Raw genomic sequence first — 16,046 nt, 5'->3', positions numbered from 1 at the left:
CCGGCCGGCCGGAGCGATCCGGCAGACGGGCCCTAGCCGGCCTCGACCGACTCGAAACGCCAGCGGTGCACGGCCCGCGTGATCAAGTCGGCGGCGGGCTCCGGCAGTTCGGGCAGCTCCGCGGAGATCCCCTCGGCCGCCTCCCACCAGGTGATCACCAGCACCCGGTCCTGCGGGGCCCGGAACACCTCGCGGCGCACCGGCTCCCGGGCCAGGACCTGGGCGCGGGCCCACTCCAGCAGTTCGTTGCCCCGGCCGTCGGCGGCCCGGGCCTCCCACATCAGCGCGACGGTGCTCATGAGTAGAGGTTGTCCTTGCTCAGCTCGTGCACGTGGTCGTGATCGTGCGCGTGGCCGTGACCGTGGGTGTGTCCGTGCGCGTGCCCCTGGACCCCGGGCACGTGCGGGTCCGTCACCGGCAGCGAGGAGTCCGCCGACAGGTCCCAGTCCGAGGCGGCCCGGTTCCGCTTGACCATCTCGGCGCCCAGCGCCGCCACCATCGCACCGTTGTCGGTGCACAGCTTCGGCCGCGGCACGCGCAGGACGATCCCCGCCGCGTCGCACCGCTCCTGCGCCAGCGAGCGCAGCCGCGAGTTGGCCGCCACCCCGCCGCCGATCATCAGGTGGTCGACGCCCTCGTCCTTGCACGCCCGGATCGCCTTGCGCGTCAGCACGTCCACCACGGCCTCCTGGAAGGACGCCGCGACATCGCGCACCGGCACCTCCTCGCCCGCGTGCCGCTTCGCCTCGATCCAGCGGGCGACGGCCGTCTTCAGCCCGGAGAAGGAGAAGTCGTACGGGGCGTCGCGCGGCCCGGTCAGCCCGCGCGGGAAGTTGATCGCCTTCGGGTCGCCCTCCCGTGCGAGCCGGTCGATGACCGGACCGCCGGGGAAGCCCAGCTGGAGCACGCGGGCGATCTTGTCGAAGGCCTCGCCGGCCGCGTCGTCGATGGTCGCGCCGAGCGGCCGTACGTCGGAGGTGATGTCGGGGGCCAGCAGCAGCGAGGAGTGCCCGCCCGACACCAGCAGCGCCATGGTCGGCTCCGGCAGCGGGCCGTGCTCCAGCTGGTCCACGCAGATGTGCGAGGCCAGGTGGTTCACGCCGTAGAGCGGCTTGCCCAGGGCGTAGGCGTACGCCTTGGCCGCCGAGGTGCCCACCAGCAGCGCACCCGCGAGGCCCGGTCCGGCGGTGACCGCGACGCCGTCGAGGTCGCGGGCGCTGACCCCGGCCTCCTTCAGGGCGCGTTCGATGGTGGGGACCATCGCCTCCAGGTGGGCGCGCGAGGCCACCTCGGGCACGACGCCGCCGAAGCGCGCGTGCTCGTCGACGCTCGAAGCGATCGCGTCCGCGAGCAGGGTGGTCCCGCGGACGATGCCGACGCCGGTCTCGTCGCAGGAGGTCTCGATGCCGAGGACGAGAGGTTCGTCAGCCATTGCTCTCACTGCTCTCAGTTCGTGCTTGTGCGGGGTCGGTCAGTCGCATGACGAGCGCGTCGACGTTGCCGGGCTGGTAGTAGCCGCGGCGGAATCCGATGGGCTCGAATCCGAAGCGCTCGTAGAGCTTCTGGGCGCGGGCGTTGTCCACACGCACCTCCAGCAGCACCTCGGCGCACTCGAACGCGGTCGCGGCGCGCAGCAGGTCGGTCAGGAGCCGGGCGCCGAGTCCGGTCCCCCACTGGTCGCGGGCGGCCGCGATGGTCTGTACGTCGGCCAGGTCTCCGGCGGCGGCCAGTCCGGCGTAGCCCACCAGCCGGCCCGAACCGTCCTCGGCGACCACGTACCTGCGGGTGGCCTGCGGGCCGCGCGCGTGGGCCAGTTCGGACCAGAACATCGCCGCGGACCAGGCGTCGTCGGGGAACAGCTCGTGCTCGAGCTCCAGCACCGGCTCGATGTCCCACCAGCGCATCTCGCGGAGCACGGCGTCAGGGGCGGCCGTCACTTCGGGGTGACCACCTTGTAGTTCTTGGGCACCTGCGCGTCGGGCCGGCGCAGGTAGAGCGGGGCCGGCGGGGTGCCCTCGGCGTTCTCGAAGGCCGCCCCGGCCGCCAGGCGCTCCGCGGCCAGCGAGACGAGCGCGGCGGCCGACTGGTGCTCGGGCCCGCGGGCGTCGGGGAAGACCTCGGGGTAGAGCAGCGCGCCCTGGCCCACCGCCGGAAGGCCGGCGACCTGCCCGGCGATGTCGGCCGGGCGGTCCACGGCGGGCTCGCCGGCCCGCGTGCGGGGGTCCTCGTAGCGCGCCCAGTAGACCTCCTTGCGCCGTGCGTCGGTGGCGACGACGAAGGGGCCCTCGATCCCGGCGGTCCCGGCGGCGTAGGCGAGCCCGTCGAGGGTGCACAGGCCGTACACGGGCACGCCCAGCACGGAAGCGAAGGTGGAGGCCGTGACGAGGCCGACGCGCAGCCCGGTGTAGGGGCCGGGGCCGACCCCGACGACGATGCCGGTGACGGCGTCGAGCTTCAGCCCGGCCCCGGCGAGCACCTTGTCCACGGAGGGCAGCAGCAGCTCCCCGTGGCGGCGGGCGTCGACCTGGTTCGACTCGGCGAGGACGGACTCGCCGTCGTGCAGGGCGACGGTGACGGCGGGCGTGGCGGTATCTACAGCGAGCAAGAGCACGCGAACAGCCTACGACTCCGAAGCCCCCGGCCTTCGCGGCCGGTTGCGGAGCGGGCCTGCTGCTACCTTTTCGATCAGACATCGGCCAAGGCAACAGGCAGCGCGGAGAGGCGGAGCACAGTGGCACGCAGCAGCTCGGGAATCGTGGCCGGGCTCACCGCCGCGGCACTCGCCGCGATCGGGTTCCTCGGCTACCAGGCGTCCGCGACGGCCCCCGAGCGTCCTGCGCAGGCCGCCGGTCCGCAGGAGCCGGCGCAGGCTCCCAGCCAGGCCACGGGCAAGGTGGACCCGGCGAAGCCGGTCCCGGTGCCCGAGGGCTCGGGCGCCGGGGTGCGGGTCGTGTACTCGGTGGGCCAGAAGCGCGTGTGGCTGGTGGGCGAGGCGGGCCAGGAGCCCAAGTCGTTCGTGGTGATGCCGAGCACGGTGCACCCGAAGGCGGGCAGCTACCTGGTGGGCTCGCGCTCGGGCGCGGTCACCGGCTCGGACGGGGTGCCGGTCGAGCACGTCGTGCGGTTCGCCAACGCGGAGGGCGTCGTGATCGGCTTCAGCGCCCGCGTGGACGGCGCGACGCCGGAGCCCGACCCGAACCGCAAGACCGGCGGCATCCGCATGGCGAAGGCCGACGGCGCCACGATGTGGGCCTTCGCCACGATCAACTCGAAGGTCGTCGTCGTTCCCTGACCCCGGACCGCCGCGGGCACACCACCCATATGTGCGAAGGGTGAGGTGAACGCGGGCCGCCCCCGCACCCCCTGGCCCGCACCCCCTAGGCCGCTTCGGATTCCGGAGCGGCCCGTTCGCGTACGACGTCCTCGGGATCCCCCTCGTCCGTCACCCGCACGAGGGCCGGCGGTGTCGAGACGGCGCTGGCGGCCGCGCCCGCGGCCAGCAGCACCCCCATGGACACCCCGGACGGCCGGGGCTCGCGGTGCGCTCCTGCTGGTGCCGGCATGGCTGCCTCCTGGATCCGGGACACCGAACTTAGGCATACCTAAGAAACTCTCGGTACCATGTCACCACGGCCGCCACCGCGGGCGCAATATCTTGCCGACGAGTTGTCGGTACGTTATGGCGCAGGTTCCCCCGGAACGGTCTCCGCAGGGCTCCCGGCGCTACTCGGAGAGGGCTCCGGCCAGGGCGTCCAGCCCGGCCCCCGCGGCCCAGCGCGCCCCGATCCCGCGCACGGACACCTCCCGTACGTCGTCCAGGACCTCCTCGTGGCCGACCGCCCGGGCGATCACCACGTGCAGCCGGTCGTCGGAGAGCTCCTCCACCTTGCCGTCGCCCCATTCCACGACGACCACGGACTCGGGCAGCGAGACGTCGAGGTCCAGGTCCTCCATCTCGTCCAGCCCGCCGCCCAGCCGGTACGCGTCCACGTGCACCAGCGCGGGCCCGCCGGTCAGCGAGGGGTGTACGCGGGCGATCACGAAGGTCGGCGAGGTCACGGCCCCGCGTACGCCCAGTCCCTCGCCGAGCCCGCGGGTCAGCGTGGTCTTGCCCGCGCCGAGCTCGCCGGTCAGCAGGACGAGGTCGCCCGGGCGCAGCAGGCCGGCGAGCCTGCGGCCCAGCTCCTGCATGGCGTCCGGGGAGCCGACGGTGATCCGGGCCTCGGATCCGGCGCCGGCCTCAGGTGCCGGTGCCTGGCTGCGCTGTGCTTCCAGCGGTACTTCTTCCATGCCCGCCAACGTTAGTCGCTGCGAGGGCGGGCACCGCCCCGGTCCGCGCCAGCAGCTCGGTCAGCAGCAGGTTCACCGTCTCCGGGCGCTCCAGCATCATCAGGTGCCCGGTGGACTCCAGGACCACCAGCTCGGCGCCCGGCAGCGCCTCCTTGACGGCCAGGCTGTGCCCGGCCGGGGTGATCATGTCCTTGTCCCCGGCGACGACGGTCACGGGGATGTCCGCGAAGCGCTGGAGGGCCGCGGTCTTGTCGTGCGTCTGGAAGGCCGGATAGAACTCGGCGACCACGTCGATCGGGGTGGCCTCGATGAGCCGCTCCGCGAACCGCGCGACGCCCGGGTCCACGTCACGGGACCCGAACGAGTACAGCTTGATCATGCCGGCGAAGAGGTCGGCGGTGGCCCTGCGGCCCTTCTCGACCAGTTCCACCTGCGAGCCGAGCGCCTTGAGCACACCCGGCAGGAGCCTGCGTACGGCGCCCAGTCCGACGGCCGGCAGCCCGTAGGTGACCTCGTCGAGGCGGCCGCTGGAGGTGCCCACCAGGGCGACGCCGACGACGCGGTCGCGCACCAGCTCGGGGAACTGCTCCGCGAACGCCATGATGGTCATTCCGCCCATCGAGTGACCCACGAGGATCAGCGGGCCCTCGGGGGCGGCCGCGTCGAGGACGGTCTTCAGGTCCCGGCCGAGCTGCTCGATGGTGACCGGCTCGCCGTCCGCCTGGGCCAGCCCGCGGGCACTGCGGCCGTGGCTGCGCTGGTCCCAGTAGACGGTGCGGACCACGCCGCGCAGGGCGGCGCGCTGGAAGTGCCAGGAGTCCTGGGCGAGGCAGTAGCCGTGGCAGAAGACGACGGTCGCCCCCGGCGCCGGCTTGCGGCGCAGGCGGGACCGCGGCCGCTTGCCCTCCTCGGGGAGCTCGTCGACCTCGTAGTAGAGCTCGGTGGCGTCCTCGGCCCGGCAGGTCCCCTGCGCCCCGCGCAGCGAGCCGTAGTCACCGGCGGCGTCCAGGGCCAGGCGCGCCTTCCGGCGCATGCCGCGCCCCACGGTGATCCGCTCGACCGCGACACCGGCCGCCGCGCCCGCCGCTATCACGCCGATGGCAGCGCCGGCCCAGCCGGCCTTGCGCCAGTTCTCGCTCACGCCGCCGCCCTCACCCTCACTCCGCCTCAGGCGCCCAGGTACACCCGGGGCACGCGCCCTCCGATACGGGTGACGATCTCATACGCGATGGTGTCCGCAGCCGCCGCCCAGTCCTCGGCGGTGGGCTCGCCGCGCTCCGCGTCCCCGAAGATGACGGCCTCGTCGCCGGCCTCCGCGCGGTCGCCGCCGAGGTCGACCACGAACTGGTCCATCGCGACGCGCCCGGCGACGTGCCGGACCTTGCCGCCGACGAGCACCGGGCCGCGCCCGGAGGCGTTCCGCGGGATGCCGTCGGCGTAACCGGCCGGGACCAGCGCGAGGGTGGTCTCCGTCTCGGTGAGGTAGTGGTGCCCGTAGCTCACGCCGTGCCCGGCCGGGACGGTCTTGACCAGCGCGAGGGAGGCCTTGAGGGCCATCGCGGGCCGCAGGCCGAGCTGGGCGGGGGTGCCGAGTTCGGGCGCGGGCGAGACCCCGTAGACGGCCAGGCCGCAGCGCACCAGGTCGAAGTGGGACTCGGGCAGGGTGAGGGTGGCGGGCGAGTTGGCGATGTGCCGGACCTCGGGCTCCACGCCCTCCTTCTCCGCGTACGCGAGCATGTCGCGGAAGGCGGTGAGCTGGAGCTGGATGGACGGGTGCCCGGGCTCGTCGGCGCAGGCGAAGTGCGACCAGAGGCCGGTGACCTCGACGGTTCCCTCGGCCTGGGCGGCGACGGCGGCCCCGACCAGTTCCGCCCAGTCGGCGGGCTGGCAGCCGTTGCGGCCGAGTCCGGTGTCGGCCTTGAGCTGGACGCGCGCGGTGCGGCCGGCGGCGCGGGCGGCCTCGCGCACCGCGTCCAGGGCCCACATCCCGCTGACGGACACGTCGATGCCGGCCTCCACGGCCTGCCGCCAGGGCCCGCCGGGGGTCCAGAGCCAGCACATCATCGGGCCTTCGACCCCGGCGGCGCGCAGCGCGAGCGCCTCCTCGGGGGTGGCGGTCCCGATCCAGGCGGCACCGGCCTCCTGGGCCGCCTTGGCGCAGGCGAGGGCGCCGTGGCCGTAGGCGTCGGCCTTGACGACGGCCATCAGCACGGACCGGGGCGCCCGCTCGCGCAACGCGCGCACGTTGGCCCGTACGGCGTCCAGGTCGATCTCGGCGTACACGCGCGTCGCTGTCTCGTTCATCCCGCACAGTCTCTCAGACCGCACCGGTCGGCCCCTTGCGGCCGGGCGGTGGCTACCGCTACGGGCGGGTGGTCTCGCGCCAGGCCCGGGGCAGGGCCGCCGCCACGTCGTGGGCCAGGAGGGGCCCGCCCGCGAGCCTGGCCGCCAGGCCGTGGAGGTACGCCGCCACCGACCCGGCGTCCGAGCCGGACAGCCCGGCCGCCAGCAGGGACCCGGCCAGTCCCGACAGCACGTCCCCGCTCCCCGCGGTGGCCAGCCACGGCGTCCCCGTCGGGTTCACCCGCACCGGCCCCCCGCCGGAGGCGACCAGCGTGGTCGAGCCCTTCAGCAGGACCGCCGACCCGTACCGCCGCGCGAGCTCCCGTACGGCCCCCAGCCGTCCCGCCTCCACCGACTCCCGCGACACGCCCAGCAGCGCCGCCGCCTCCCCCGCGTGCGGGGTCAGCAGGGCCGGGGCCGTCCGGGCCCGCAGCGCCTCCGGGTCCAGGCCCCGCAGCCCGTCCGCGTCGACCAGCACGGGCACGTCCTGCGCCAGCAGCTCCGCGACCTCGCCGCCGCGCCCCTCCCCCAGCCCCGGCCCGACCACCCACGCCTGCACCCGGCCCCGCCCGATCAGCGTCTCGGGATACCGCGCGAGCACCGCGTCCGCCGCCGGCCCCACGTACCGCACCGCGCCCGCACCGCCCCGCAGTGCCCCCGCCACGGCCAGTACGGCCGCGCCCGGGTACTGCGGGGACCCGGCGGCGATGCCCACCACGCCGCGCCGGTACTTGTCGCTCGACGCCGTCGGCGCCGGCAGCAGCCCCGCCACGTCGGCGTGCTGCAGGGCCTGCGCCGCGGCGGGCTCCGGCAGCTCCAGGCCGATGTCCACCAGGTGCACCACGCCCGCCCGTGAGGCCCCCGGGTCGATGAGCAGCCCCGGCTTGTACGCCCCGAAGGTCACCGTCACCTCGGCCGTCACGGCCGGCCCCGCCACCTCCCCGGTGTCCGCGTCCACCCCGCTCGGCAGGTCCACGGCGACCACCGGGACCCCCGGCGGGATCCGTTCCGCGAGCGCCGCCGCGGCCGGCCGCAGCCCACCGCTGCCGCCGATCCCCAGCAGCCCGTCCACGACGAGGTCGGCCCGCCGCGGAACGGCTCCCCCGACCCGCCCTCCGGCGGCCCGCAGCGCGGCGAGCCCGCCCGCGTGCATCCGCCCGGGGTCCATCGGCACCGCCGTCACCCCGGCCCCGCGCCGGGCGAGCCGCGCGCCGGCGTAGAGCGCGTCGCCCCCGTTGTCGCCGGGCCCGACCAGCAGCACGATCCGCGACCCGTACACCCGTCCCAGCAGCCCCGCGCAGACGGCGGCCAGCCCGGCCGCCGCCCGCTGCATCAGGGCGCCCTCGGGCAGCCTGGCCATCAGCTCCCGCTCGGCGGCCCGTACGGTCTCCACGCTGTAAGCAGTACGCATGGCACCACACTGCCCCACGGGCGGGAGCCGCCGCAGGGCGGCGCTACCCCTCGGCGATCACCACGGCCGAGGCCACTCCGGCGTCGTGGCTCAGCGAGATGTGCCAGGACTTCACGCCCAGCTCCCGCGCCCGGGCCTCGACCGTCCCGGACACCCGCAGGCGGGGCTGCCCGGATTCCTCCACGTACACCTCGGCGTCGGTCCACAGCAGCCCGCCGGGCGCGCCGAGCGCCTTGGCCAGGGCTTCCTTGGCCGCGAACCGGGCGGCGAGCGAGGCGGTGCCGCGCCGCTCCCCGCTCGGCAGCGTCAACTCGGAGTCGAGGAAGAGCCGCCCCGCCATGTTCGGCGTCCGCTCCAGCGCCGCGCCGAACCGCTCGATCTCCGCGACGTCGATCCCCACACCGATGATCACAACAACAGCCCCATTTGCCTGCTCACTCCACCGTCACGGACTTCGCGAGGTTACGCGGCTGGTCCACCTCGTTCCCGCGCGCCGTCGCCAGCTCGCACGCGAACACCTGCAACGGCACGGTGGCCACCAGCGGCTGGAGCAGCGTCGGCGTGGCCGGGATCCGGATCAGGTGGTCGGCGTACGGCACGACCGCCTCGTCCCCCTCCTCCGCGATGACGATGGTCCGCGCCCCGCGCGCCCGGATCTCCTGGATGTTCGACACGATCTTGTCGTGGAGCACCGACCGCCCGCGCGGCGACGGGACGACCACCACCACCGGCAGGTCCTTCTCGATCAGCGCGATCGGCCCGTGCTTGAGCTCGCCCGCCGCGAAGCCCTCGGCGTGCATGTACGCCAGCTCCTTGAGCTTGAGCGCGCCCTCCAGCGCCACCGGGTAGCCCACGTGCCGGCCCAGGAACAGCACGGTGTTCTTCTCGGCGAGAGACCGCGCGAGCTCCCGTACCGGCTCCATCGTCTCCAGTACGGTGTCCACCGCCGCGGCGATGTCCGACAGCTCCCGGATCACCGCCTGGATCTCGTCGCCCCACTTGGTGCCGCGCACCTGCCCGAGGTACAGCGCGACGAGGTAGCAGGCGACGAGCTGCGTCAGGAACGCCTTCGTCGAGGCGACCGCCACCTCCGGGCCCGCGTGCGTGTAGAGGACCGCGTCCGACTCCCGGGGAATGGTCGACCCGTTCGTGTTGCAGACGGCCAGCACCTTGGCCCCCTGTTCGCGCGCGTGCCGCAGCGCCATCAGGGTGTCCATCGTCTCGCCCGACTGCGAGATCGCGATCACCAGCGTCCGCTGGTCCAGGATCGGGTCGCGGTAGCGGAACTCGCTCGCCAGCTCCGTCTCGCACGGGATGCGGGTCCAGTGCTCGATGGCCAGCTTCGCGATCATGCCCGCGTGGTACGCCGTACCGCACGCCACGATCACGACCTTGTCGACCTCCCGGAGCACCGAGGCGGGGATGCGCACCTCGTCCAGGGTCAGCGAACCGCTCGCGTCGATCCTGCCCAGGAGGGTGTCGGCGACGGCCTTCGGCTGCTCCGCGATCTCCTTGAGCATGAAGTAGTCGTAGCCCCCCTTCTCGGCGGCCGAGGCGTCCCAGTCCACGTGGTACGCGCGCACGGTCGCGGCCGAACCGTCGAAGTTGGTCACCGTGACCCCGTCGCGGCGGAGCTCGACGACCTGGTCCTGCCCCAGCTCGATCGCGGACCGGGTGTGGGCGATGAACGCGGCCACGTCCGAGGCGAGGAAGTTCTCGCCCTCTCCGACGCCCACCACCAGGGGCGAGTTCCGGCGCGCGCCGACGACCACGTCCGGCGCGTCGGCGTGCACCGCGACGAGCGTGAAGGCGCCCTCCAGCCGCCGGCACACCTGCCGCATCGCGGCCGCCAGGTCCCCGCCCGCCGCGTACTCCTCGGCGAGCAGGTGCGCCACCACCTCGGTGTCCGTCTCGGACTCCAGCCGGTGCCCGCGCTCGGCGAGTTCGGCGCGCAGCAGGGCGAAGTTCTCGATGATGCCGTTGTGCACGACGGCCACCCGCCCGGAGTTGTCCAGGTGGGGATGGGCGTTGACGTCGGTCGGGCCGCCGTGGGTGGCCCACCGGGTGTGCCCGAGGCCCGTGGACCCGGGCGGCAGCGGGTTGCCGACCAGTTCCTTCTCCAGGTTGACGAGCTTCCCGGCCTTCTTGACGGCGGACAGCTCCCCGTCGGAGAGCACCGCGACCCCCGCCGAGTCGTAGCCGCGGTACTCCAGTCGCTTGAGTCCGGCGATGACCACATCGAGCGCCGACTGCGCTCCCACGTAACCCACAATTCCGCACATAGGCCGCAGCGTACGCCGAAGTTGAGCTCCTGCCCCGTACCTGAACAAGACGAAACCCCGCCCCGGCGAACGTGCCGGAGCGGGGTTGACGCCCGTCGACCGGGCAGAAGTCAGCCGAGCTTCTTGACCTGCGCGTCCACGACGGCCTTCGGCTGCTCGGCGGCGCCGGCCAGGCTCCACGCGGAGAAGGTCGCCACGGTGTTGCCCTTGCGCACGGCCACGAGCTCCATCGTGAACTTCTCGCCGTCCGCCTCGCCCACGACCGTGTAGGCGAGCGCCTCGTCGCCGGCGGTGACGGCGGCACCGGGGGCCACCTTCTCGACCTTGATCCCCTCGCCGCCCTGGCTGCCGCTGTAGCCGCCGGCGCAGGCCGTGCCGGCGCCCTTCAGGGTCGCGACGGCCTCCTCGGCGCCCTTGGCGTCGTACGAGGCCAGGGTGATGAAGGTGGCGGTGCCGCCCAGGGCGTCCATCGCGGCCTTCAGCTTCTCCTCGGCGCTGGCGTTCGCCGCCGGCTCCTTGGGCTTGGCGGCGGCCTTGACGCGGGCGGTGCCCACGGCGCTGCCGACCGGAGCCATGGACTGCGCCTTGACCAGCGGCAGGCACTCGGGCTTGTCGCTGGCGGCACCGGCCGCCGCCGCGGTCTCCTCCGGGGAGGCCGGCTTGACCACGTGCTCGGGCAGGTCGGCCTGGGCCACGAGCAGGCCGGTCAGCTCGGCGTCCGTCTTCGCCTTCGCGGCGGGAGCGGCGGAGCTCGCCGGAGCGCCGGTGGACGGCTTGGCGTCCCCCTTGGTGTCGGACGTGTCCGACCCGCAGGCGGTGGCCAGCAGGGCCAGGGACACCACGGACGCGGTCAGGACGGTACGACGGACGAGTGCGGTACGCACGAAGGATCTCCCCCGGAAAACAAGCAAGAAACAAGAAAACACCAGCAATGTACTGGTAAGTACGATCACCGGACCGCGGTTCCGTGCCCCGCCCGCCGATCGTGACCACCACGAGACCGCAGAACACTCGAATCGGTATCCGGGCCCGGTACAAGAACGGCGAAAGGGACCACCACGTGACCGACCACACCACCCATAACCGAGCCGGAGCCCCGACAATGGCGGTGTGATCACTTCGCCGCCACGAAGCAGCACGCCGGACAGCGCGACGGAGCGCACCGGCCCGGACGGGCACCCCGCGCGTCCCGCCCACCGCCGGGGCCCCGACGCCTCGCCGTACCTCGACCTCACCCGCGCCGAGTGGAGCGCCCTGCGCGAGCGGACCCCGCTGCCGCTCACCGCCGAGGAGGTCGAGCGGCTGCGCGGTCTGGGCGACGTCATCGACCTCGACGAGGTCCGCGACGTCTACCTGCCGCTGTCCCGCCTCCTGAACCTGTACGTGGGCGCCACCAGCAACCTGCGGGGCACCCTCAACACCTTCCTCGGCGACGCGGGCAACGGACACGGCGCCCAGCAGGGCACCCCCTTCGTCATAGGGGTCGCCGGTTCGGTCGCCGTCGGCAAGTCCACCGTGGCCCGTCTGCTCCAGGCCCTGCTCGCGCGCTGGCCCGAGCACCCGCGCGTGGAGCTGGTCACCACCGACGGCTTCCTCTACCCGATGAAGGAGCTCCAGCGGCGCGGGCTCACCTCCCGCAAGGGTTTCCCCGAGTCCTACGACCGCCGCGCGCTCACCCGGTTCGTGGCCGACATCAAGGCAGGCAAGGACGAGGTCCGCGCCCCGGTCTACTCGCACCTGATCTACGACATCGTGCCGGGCGAGGAGCTCGTCGTACGCCGCCCGGACATCCTCATCGTCGAGGGCCTCAACGTGCTCCAGCCGGCCCTCCCCGGCACGGACGGCCGCACCCGGGTCGGACTCGCCGACTACTTCGACTTCAGCGTGTACGTGGACGCGCGCCCCGAGGACATCGAGCGCTGGTACCTCAACCGGTTCCGGAAGCTGCGCGAGACCGCCTTCCAGAACCCCTTCTCCTACTTCCGCAAGTACACCCAGGTCTCCGAGGAGGAGGCCATGGAGTACGCGCAGACCACCTGGCGGACCATCAACAGGCCCAACCTGCTGGAGAACGTGGCCCCCACCCGCGGCCGGGCCACGCTGGTCGTCCGCAAGGGCCCGGACCACAAGGTGCAGAAGCTGAGCCTGCGCAAGCTCTGAAGCTACTCTGCGGGCATGCTGCATCTGCGGATGATCACCCCGCACCACCTCACGGAGCAGGTCGTGGAGCTGATCGACCAAACGGTCGGCACCACGCACCTGGTCGTGCTGGCCGGCGCCGCCCGCGACCCCGAAGGCGATCTCGTGCTCTGCGACGTCGCCCGCGAGGCGGCCGACGAGCTCCTCCAGGAGATGCGCGGTCTCGGCCTCGACCAGAGCGGCTCCATCGCCGTGGAGAACATCGACCTGTCCATCTCCCGGCGCGCCGACGCCGCGGAGGAGGAGGCGCCGGGCGAGGCCGCGGACGCCGTGATCTGGGAGCAGCTGGCCGAGGCGACCCACGAGGAGTCCACCCTCACGATCACCTACGCCGCCTTCATGATCGTCGCGACGATGATCGCGGCGTGCGGTGTGGTGCTGGACAACGCGATCCTGATCGTCGGCGCCATGGCCGTCGGCCCGGAGTTCGGACCGCTCGCCGGCGTCTGTACGGGCCTGGTGCAGCGCCGGCCACGGCTCGCCTGGCGCTCCCTCTCCGCCCTGCTGATCGGCTTCGCGGCGGCTATCGCGGCGACGACCGTCTTCAGTCTGGGGATGGACGCGCTCGGCCTGTTCCACGAGGGAATGCTCGACGCCCCCCGGCCGAACACCAGCTTCATCTGGCAGCCCGACCCGTTCTCCTTCGTCGTCGCGCTCCTCGCCGGAGTGGCCGGGATGCTGTCGCTGACCTCGGCGAAGGCCGGCGCCCTGGTCGGCGTGGCGATCTCCGTCACCACCGTCCCGGCCGCCGCCAACTCGGCGGTGGCCCTCAGCTACGGCGGATTCGCCCAGATGTGGGGCTCGGCGGAGCAGCTGCTGCTGAACCTGCTCGGCATCATCCTGTCCGGCACCCTCACGCTCATCGCCTGGAAACTGCTGTGGCGCACCCAGCAGAACCGGATGATCCGGAAGCCGGGTGCGCCACGACGCGGACGGGGCGGGCTCTAGCCGAGCGCCGACTTCACGACGTCCGCGAGCCGGCCGGCCACCGAGCGGGCCTGCTCGATGTCGGCGGCTTCCACCATCACCCGTACGAGCGGCTCCGTACCCGACGGACGGAGCAGTACCCGTCCGGTGGCGCCCAGCTCGCGCTCGGCGTCGGCCACGGCCGCGGCCAGCTCGCCGGAGGTCGCGACGCGGGACTTGTCCACGTCGGGAACGTTGATCAGCACCTGCGGCAGCCGCTGCATGACACCGGCCAGGTCGGCCAGGGAGGTGCCGGTGGCCGCGATCCGCGCCGCCAGCAGCAGACCGGTCAGCGTGCCGTCGCCGGTCGTCGCGTGGTCGAGGATGATCACGTGGCCGGACTGCTCGCCGCCCAGCGCGTAGCCGTGCTCCTTCATCGACTCCAGGACGTACCGGTCGCCGACGCCGGTCTGCACGACCTGGATGCCCTCGGCCTCCATGGCCAGCTTGAAGCCCAGGTTGGACATGACGGTGCCGACCACGGTGTTCCCGCGCAGCTGACCGGCCTCGCGCATGGCCAGCGCCAGCACCGCGAGGATCTGGTCGCCGTCGACCTCCGCGCCGGTGCCGTCCACGGCCAGGCAGCGGTCGGCGTCACCGTCGTGCGCGATGCCGAAGTCGGCGCCGTGCTCGACGACGGCCGCCTTGAGCAGACCCAGGTGGGTGGAGCCGCAGCCGTCGTTGATGTTCAGGCCGTCGGGCTCGGCGCCGATCGTGACGATCTCCGCGCCGGCCCGGGCGAAGGCCTCGGGCGATACGTACGCGGCCGCGCCGTGCGCCTCGTCCAGGACGATCTTCAGGCCGTCGAGGCGGTTGGGGAGCGCCCCGATGAGGTGGGCGACGTACTTCTCGAAGCCCTCGGTGTAGTCCGAGATCCGGCCGACGCCGGAGCCGGTGGGCCGGTCCCAGGGGGCGCCCGTGCGGTGCTCCTCGTAGACGGACTCGATGCGGTCCTCCAGCTCGTCGGCGAGCTTGTGGCCGCCGCGCGCGAAGAACTTGATGCCGTTGTCCGGCATGGCGTTGTGGCTGGCGGAGAGCATCACGCCGAGGTCGGCACCCAGCGCACCGGTGAGATACGCCACCGCCGGGGTGGGCAGCACACCGACGCGCAGGACGTCCACGCCCGCGCTCGCGAGGCCGGCCACGACGGCCGCCTCGAGGAATTCGCCCGAGGCCCGGGGATCCCGGCCGACCACGGCCGTCGGCCGGTGGCCCGCGAAGGTACCCGCCTCACCCAGTACGTGGGCAGCCGCCACGGAGAGGCCGAGCGCGAGCTCCGCCGTCAGATCCGCGTTGGCAACGCCGCGTACACCGTCCGTCCCGAAGAGTCGTCCCACTGTTGTCCTCCCGAGTTTCTGCATCGCTTTGTGACCGCATGTGCCAGGTATTTGCCGCTTGTGGCGGTAAACGAACCGCCCCGGCAGCACGGAGAGTGCTGCCGGGGCGGTTTCGTTGCAGAACAGCAGGCGCAGATTAACGCTTGCTGTACTGCGGAGCCTTACGGGCCTTCTTGAGACCGGCCTTCTTGCGCTCGACCGCACGGTCGTCGCGGGAGAGGAAGCCGGCCTTCTTCAGAGCCGGGCGGTTGTTGTCCACGTCCGCCTCGTTCAGCGCACGGGCCACGCCGAGGCGCAGGGCGCCGGCCTGGCCGGAGACGCCGCCACCCGCGATGCGGGCGATGATGTCGTAACGGTTGTCCAGCTCGAGGAGCTTGAACGGCTCGTTGACTTCCTGCTGGTGCACCTTGTTGGGGAAGTAGTCCTCAAGGGTGCGACCGTTGATCTTCCACTTGCCGGTGCCCGGAACGATCCGGACGCGGGCGATGGCGTTCTTGCGACGGCCCAGGCCGGCGGCCGGCTGGGGGTCGCCGAAGCGGCCGGCAAGGGACTCGGAGGTGTAGTCGCCCTCGACGGCGTCCACAGACTCGGTGGTGTACTCCTCGACGTTGCCCTCGAACTCGTCGACGGGGGTCGTCTCGGCGGTGGTCTCGGCCACGATGCTCCTCAGAATTTTCTTGCGTCTAGGGGGTGGCCGGAACTACTGCGCGACCTGGGTGATCTCGAACGGCACCGGCTGCTGGGCAGCGTGGGGGTGCTGGTCGCCCGAGTAGACCTTCAGCTTCGAGAGCATCTGACGGCCCAGGGTGTTCTTGGGGAGCATGCCCTTGACGGCCTTCTCGACGGCCTTCTCCGGGTTGTTCGCCAGGAGGTCGTCGTAACGCACCGAACGCAGACCACCCGGGAAGCCGGAGTGGCGGTACGCCATCTTCTGGGACGCCTTGTTGCCGGACAGGTGAACCTTGTCGGCGTTGACGATGATGACGAAGTCGCCCATGTCCATGTGGGGGGCGTAGGTCGGCTTGTGCTTGCCCCGCAGGAGGGCAGCGGCCTGGGTCGCCAGACGGCCGAGGACAACGTCCTGGGCGTCGATGACGAGCCACTGGCGCGAGATGTCGCCGGGCTTGGGGCTGAACGTACGCACGCGTATGCCTTCGCTTCTTCAGTGGTGGTATCCCAAGGGCGCAAAGCCCCCACGGGAAGGTCCTGACAGGGTCA

Annotated in this window: 18 protein-coding genes; 3 read left to right on the top strand and 15 right to left on the bottom strand. The window is 72.8% G+C overall.

Annotation, left to right across the window (positions count from 1 at the left end; genetic code table 11):
* Nucleotides 1–32: 32 nt before the first annotated feature.
* From ACTVZO_RS25305 to tsaB, 4 genes are read right to left on the bottom strand one after another with little or no spacing between them, the layout of a single operon-like run.
* Nucleotides 33–299, bottom strand: a complete 267-nt coding sequence (locus tag ACTVZO_RS25305) for a hypothetical protein (protein ID WP_443300535.1) — start codon at nt 297–299, stop codon at nt 33–35.
* Complete coding sequence (gene tsaD / locus ACTVZO_RS25300; RefSeq protein ID WP_443300534.1) at nt 296–1,432, bottom strand: tRNA (adenosine(37)-N6)-threonylcarbamoyltransferase complex transferase subunit TsaD; 1,137 nt, start codon at nt 1,430–1,432, stop codon at nt 296–298. Before tsaD ends, ACTVZO_RS25305 begins: the two co-directional genes overlap by 4 nt.
* A complete protein-coding gene (rimI, locus tag ACTVZO_RS25295; RefSeq protein WP_443303261.1) occupies nt 1,425–1,904 on the bottom strand; it encodes a ribosomal protein S18-alanine N-acetyltransferase in 480 nt (159 codons plus the stop codon). Before rimI ends, tsaD begins: the two co-directional genes overlap by 8 nt.
* Before the next feature lie 29 nt (nt 1,905–1,933).
* Complete coding sequence (tsaB, locus tag ACTVZO_RS25290; protein WP_443300533.1) at nt 1,934–2,611, bottom strand: tRNA (adenosine(37)-N6)-threonylcarbamoyltransferase complex dimerization subunit type 1 TsaB; 678 nt, start codon at nt 2,609–2,611, stop codon at nt 1,934–1,936.
* Between the two features lie 120 nt (nt 2,612–2,731).
* Between tsaB and ACTVZO_RS25285 the strand changes: the two genes are divergently transcribed.
* Nucleotides 2,732–3,292 (top strand): hypothetical protein, encoded by a 561-nt coding sequence (locus ACTVZO_RS25285; protein ID WP_443300532.1) that lies wholly within the window; start codon nt 2,732–2,734, stop codon nt 3,290–3,292.
* A gap of 85 nt (nt 3,293–3,377) precedes the next feature.
* Here ACTVZO_RS25285 and ACTVZO_RS25280 read toward each other — a convergent pair whose 3' ends face one another.
* The 8 genes from ACTVZO_RS25280 to ACTVZO_RS25245 form a co-directional block, all read right to left on the bottom strand.
* Nucleotides 3,378–3,563 carry a hypothetical protein gene (locus ACTVZO_RS25280; protein ID WP_443300531.1) on the bottom strand — a complete coding sequence of 62 codons (186 nt, stop codon included), beginning with the start codon at nt 3,561–3,563 and terminating at the stop codon, nt 3,378–3,380.
* 160 nt (nt 3,564–3,723) lie between these two features.
* Nucleotides 3,724–4,290, bottom strand: coding sequence for a tRNA (adenosine(37)-N6)-threonylcarbamoyltransferase complex ATPase subunit type 1 TsaE (gene tsaE / locus ACTVZO_RS25275; protein WP_443300530.1), 567 nt, complete (start codon nt 4,288–4,290; stop codon nt 3,724–3,726).
* Complete coding sequence (locus tag ACTVZO_RS25270) at nt 4,241–5,431, bottom strand: alpha/beta fold hydrolase (protein WP_443300529.1); 1,191 nt, start codon at nt 5,429–5,431, stop codon at nt 4,241–4,243. The genes tsaE and ACTVZO_RS25270 overlap by 50 nt, the downstream gene beginning before the upstream one ends.
* 26 nt (nt 5,432–5,457) lie before the next feature.
* The gene (alr, locus tag ACTVZO_RS25265; protein WP_443300528.1) at nt 5,458–6,594 is read right to left on the bottom strand and encodes an alanine racemase; all 1,137 of its coding nucleotides are present in this window, start codon (nt 6,592–6,594) and stop codon (nt 5,458–5,460) included.
* A gap of 58 nt (nt 6,595–6,652) precedes the next feature.
* Nucleotides 6,653–8,044, bottom strand: a complete 1,392-nt coding sequence (locus tag ACTVZO_RS25260; protein ID WP_443300527.1) for an NAD(P)H-hydrate dehydratase — start codon at nt 8,042–8,044, stop codon at nt 6,653–6,655.
* Nucleotides 8,045–8,087: 43 nt separating this feature from the next.
* On the bottom strand, nt 8,088–8,456 hold the full coding sequence (locus ACTVZO_RS25255) for a holo-ACP synthase (RefSeq protein ID WP_443300526.1): 369 nt from the start codon (nt 8,454–8,456) through the stop codon (nt 8,088–8,090).
* A 22-nt stretch (nt 8,457–8,478) separates the two neighbouring features.
* Nucleotides 8,479–10,326 (bottom strand): glutamine--fructose-6-phosphate transaminase (isomerizing), encoded by a 1,848-nt coding sequence (gene glmS / locus ACTVZO_RS25250; RefSeq protein WP_443300525.1) that lies wholly within the window; start codon nt 10,324–10,326, stop codon nt 8,479–8,481.
* Nucleotides 10,327–10,436: 110 nt separating this feature from the next.
* Nucleotides 10,437–11,210: a hypothetical protein gene (locus ACTVZO_RS25245; RefSeq protein ID WP_443300524.1), complete on the bottom strand. Its 774-nt coding sequence runs from the start codon at nt 11,208–11,210 to the stop codon at nt 10,437–10,439.
* A gap of 226 nt (nt 11,211–11,436) precedes the next feature.
* Here ACTVZO_RS25245 and coaA point away from each other — a divergent pair, with 226 nt between their 5' ends.
* Together coaA and ACTVZO_RS25235 are read left to right on the top strand one after the other, a co-directional pair.
* On the top strand, nt 11,437–12,486 hold the full coding sequence (gene coaA / locus ACTVZO_RS25240; protein ID WP_443300523.1) for a type I pantothenate kinase: 1,050 nt from the start codon (nt 11,437–11,439) through the stop codon (nt 12,484–12,486).
* Nucleotides 12,487–12,501: 15 nt separating this feature from the next.
* Nucleotides 12,502–13,473, top strand: coding sequence for a DUF389 domain-containing protein (locus ACTVZO_RS25235; protein WP_443300522.1), 972 nt, complete (start codon nt 12,502–12,504; stop codon nt 13,471–13,473).
* Here the strand turns inward: ACTVZO_RS25235 and glmM are convergent.
* From glmM to rplM, 3 genes are all read right to left on the bottom strand, one after another.
* On the bottom strand, nt 13,470–14,828 hold the full coding sequence (gene glmM / locus ACTVZO_RS25230) for a phosphoglucosamine mutase (RefSeq protein WP_443300521.1): 1,359 nt from the start codon (nt 14,826–14,828) through the stop codon (nt 13,470–13,472). The two genes, ACTVZO_RS25235 and glmM, sit on opposite strands and share 4 nt — an antisense overlap.
* Nucleotides 14,829–14,964: 136 nt before the next feature.
* Nucleotides 14,965–15,486: a 30S ribosomal protein S9 gene (rpsI, locus tag ACTVZO_RS25225; protein ID WP_443300520.1), complete on the bottom strand. Its 522-nt coding sequence runs from the start codon at nt 15,484–15,486 to the stop codon at nt 14,965–14,967.
* Nucleotides 15,487–15,528: 42 nt separating this feature from the next.
* Nucleotides 15,529–15,972: a 50S ribosomal protein L13 gene (gene rplM / locus ACTVZO_RS25220; RefSeq protein WP_136213237.1), complete on the bottom strand. Its 444-nt coding sequence runs from the start codon at nt 15,970–15,972 to the stop codon at nt 15,529–15,531.
* Nucleotides 15,973–16,046: the final 74 nt, after the last annotated feature.

Source organism: Streptomyces sp. IBSNAI002 (assembly GCF_052244475.1).
Classification (GTDB): Bacteria; Actinomycetota; Actinomycetes; order Streptomycetales; family Streptomycetaceae; genus Streptomyces.
Note: the sequence above shows the minus strand (reverse complement) of the source record. Positions and strands in the feature narration are given on the sequence as shown.

Coding starts and splice junctions, on each gene's coding strand:
- glmS (WP_443300525.1), bottom strand. CDS start 10,326: ATGTGCGGAATTGTGGGTTACGTGGGAGCGCAGTCGGCGCTCGATGTG.
- ACTVZO_RS25305 (WP_443300535.1), bottom strand. CDS start 299: ATGAGCACCGTCGCGCTGATGTGGGAGGCCCGGGCCGCCGACGGCCGG.
- alr (WP_443300528.1), bottom strand. CDS start 6,594: ATGAACGAGACAGCGACGCGCGTGTACGCCGAGATCGACCTGGACGCC.
- ACTVZO_RS25235 (WP_443300522.1), top strand. CDS start 12,502: ATGCTGCATCTGCGGATGATCACCCCGCACCACCTCACGGAGCAGGTC.
- ACTVZO_RS25280 (WP_443300531.1), bottom strand. CDS start 3,563: ATGCCGGCACCAGCAGGAGCGCACCGCGAGCCCCGGCCGTCCGGGGTG.
- rimI (WP_443303261.1), bottom strand. CDS start 1,904: ATGCGCTGGTGGGACATCGAGCCGGTGCTGGAGCTCGAGCACGAGCTG.
- tsaD (WP_443300534.1), bottom strand. CDS start 1,432: ATGGCTGACGAACCTCTCGTCCTCGGCATCGAGACCTCCTGCGACGAG.
- ACTVZO_RS25260 (WP_443300527.1), bottom strand. CDS start 8,044: ATGCGTACTGCTTACAGCGTGGAGACCGTACGGGCCGCCGAGCGGGAG.
- tsaE (WP_443300530.1), bottom strand. CDS start 4,290: ATGGAAGAAGTACCGCTGGAAGCACAGCGCAGCCAGGCACCGGCACCT.